Annotated in this window: 5 protein-coding genes; 1 reads left to right on the plus strand and 4 read right to left on the minus strand. The window is 63.6% G+C overall.

The features are described from left to right. Together P792_RS39350 and P792_RS0120270 are read right to left on the minus strand one after the other, a co-directional pair. On the minus strand, positions 1 to 265 hold a 265-nt coding region (locus P792_RS39350), incomplete at its 3' end, for a hypothetical protein (protein WP_235075532.1). Between the two features lie 123 nt (positions 266 to 388). Continuing rightward, entirely contained in the window at positions 389 to 595 is a 207-nt protein-coding gene (locus P792_RS0120270) for a hypothetical protein (protein WP_235075533.1), read from the minus strand. A gap of 72 nt (positions 596 to 667) precedes the next feature. On the opposite strand from P792_RS0120270, the gene P792_RS34135 reads away from it, so the two are divergent. Then, a complete protein-coding gene (locus P792_RS34135) occupies positions 668 to 847 on the plus strand; it encodes a MerR family DNA-binding protein (RefSeq protein ID WP_010667674.1) in 180 nt (59 codons plus the stop codon). Here the strand turns inward: P792_RS34135 and P792_RS34140 are convergent. Together P792_RS34140 and P792_RS39720 are read right to left on the minus strand one after the other, a co-directional pair. Next, positions 841 to 1,890, minus strand: coding sequence for a DMT family transporter (locus P792_RS34140; protein ID WP_010667673.1), 1,050 nt, complete (start codon positions 1,888 to 1,890; stop codon positions 841 to 843). The genes P792_RS34135 and P792_RS34140 overlap by 7 nt on opposite strands. 211 nt (positions 1,891 to 2,101) lie before the next feature. Continuing rightward, positions 2,102 to 2,206: GDCCVxC domain-containing (seleno)protein (locus tag P792_RS39720; RefSeq protein ID WP_369794258.1), on the minus strand; the 105-nt coding region annotated here is incomplete at its 5' end.

Consider the following 2,206-nt stretch of genomic DNA (forward strand, 5'->3'; position numbering starts at 1 on the left):
GGCTTCCGATCGCCGCGGCCTGCGTTGGGCGATCAGGCACGCCGAGGCACTGCATGGTTTTCAGGCACTCCGGCGTCATGCCCTTGAACGGTGCGGTCGTTCCGGCGGGATGCATCGAGACCGACCCATCACAGCATGGCATGGCCGCATCCAGGCTCGTGGCCTGCTCGGCATTCTGCGGCGGCATAGCCTGCACGGTGGCCGCGCCCATAAAGGCAAGACCAACGATAACGAATACCAGACGTCGGAGAAAGCACCACCGCATACCGGCCATCATCTCGCAAACAGGCAAAGGGGGCAATCTCTTATGCACGGAGCGGAAGTCATGCCGCGCTCTTGGGCCGGTCGTTTGGGCTGGGACATCCCTCGCCACGCGAGGCCGGGCAACTCACTTGAATGTCCGATCTGCGGAAGGGACTCGGCCGATCCGCGTCCTCCATCCCTCCGCGCACCACAGATACTTGACCAGTGCCGCGATCGCGAGCACGAGCACGATCAGCGTGAGCAGGCCGAACAGGCCCATGCCCCATCCCATGCCCTGCATGCAGTTTGTCATCATGACGGCCTCCCATGAGGCAATGATGCGGCCCGCCATGGCGATCCGCACGAACCATGACGACGTTGGCATTGTCCCGACTGTTTTCAATGCCAAGAAGGGCATTCCCGGATGCGTTCCCCGCACGTCGCGAAGAACGACGTCATCGCCCGCACGCATCTGGCGGAGATCGACGGCAAGATGCGTGACTTGCAGGCCCTGCGTCGGGAACTGGTCGCGATGATCGGGCAATGCCACCATGGCACCGTCGCCGACTGCCGTATCATTGAGGCGTTGGCACCGCGTCAGTGAGCGTGGCCGTGCCGATGATGCAGGTCGGGATAATGCGGATGCCGATGGACCATCGGCATGTGCCGGTGCCGATGCGTGTGCGGTTCGCCCGTCGGATCGCCAGGCCCGTGCGCATGCTGATGGTGTTCGTCATGGCGATGCCGGTGCTCATGTTCCATGGCCTCGTGCGCATGCTCGTGATCGTGGCGCTCCGACAGGTGGAGCCACAACCCGAAACCCATCAGGCCGCCGGCGATCAGCAACCTCAGCGACAAGGGATCGTGGAGCACCACAACCGCCAGCAGCGCGCCGACGAACGGCGCAAGCGAGAAATAGGCCCCCGTGCGCGCGGCACCGAGATGGCGCAGGGCCAGCACGAACAGGACAAGGCTCACCCCGTAACCCATGAACCCCACGGCTCCAGCGGCGCCGAGTCCCCCGACAGTCGGCAGGACACCGCCCCTCCCGAACGCCAGCAGAAGATTGACCGTCCCTGCGACCAGCCCCTTGAGCATTGCGATCTGCATCGGATCGGCCGCAGAAAGTTTGCCGGTCAAGTTGTTGTCGATCCCCCAGCACAGGCAGGCCGCTGCGATGAACAGGGCGCCCTGGTCAAGCATCGCATGCCCCTGCCATGATAATAACGCGGCGCCCGAGAGAATGGCGAAGGCGCCCAGCAGAAGCCGCCGGTCCACGTTCTCGCGGAATACGATCCAGGCAATCCCCATCGTCGCCAGCCCTTCGAGATTGAGCAACAGCGACGCGCTGGCCGCGTCGGTGCGCGCCAGCCCCAGCATCAACAGCAATGGGCCGGCAATCCCACCCGCCAGGATCACCAACGCCAACCAGGGCAAGTCCCCACGCCGCAACGGCGCTTCCGCAACGGGGCGTCCACGCATCCAGCGCAACAGATGCACCGCCGCCAGACCGATCCCGGAACCGAGATAGAGCAGCCCGGCCATCATCCACGGATCGACGGAGCCAAGGAGAAGCTTGGCGAACGGTGTGCTGGCTCCAAACAGGATCGCGGACAATAATGCGAAAAGGATGCCAATGCGGTTCATGGCCCGATCCTACCGCACGGTGGCTCAATCGAGAATGGGCCCCGCTGCAAGCGATGAGCAGACTACCGCCCGCGCTCTACGCTTCGATTTTGATGATAACGTGCCGGTTTTCCAAATGGATACACGATGCATGGACCGCACCGTCAAACGGCGATCGTCACATTACTGGCCAGGACGACACCATTACTTCATCGCCGCTGCCGCCCCAGGTCTATGTCGAACCGTCTCCGCAGCATGCCAGTCGCCCATGTTCCTGAACCGGCGGGCAAGGAACGTCGCCATAGGAGCAGAAGACGCAGCAATCCCCCGGCTTCGG

The organism is Asaia sp. SF2.1 (assembly GCF_000505765.1).
GTDB classification, from domain to species: Bacteria; Pseudomonadota; Alphaproteobacteria; order Acetobacterales; family Acetobacteraceae; genus Asaia; species Asaia bogorensis.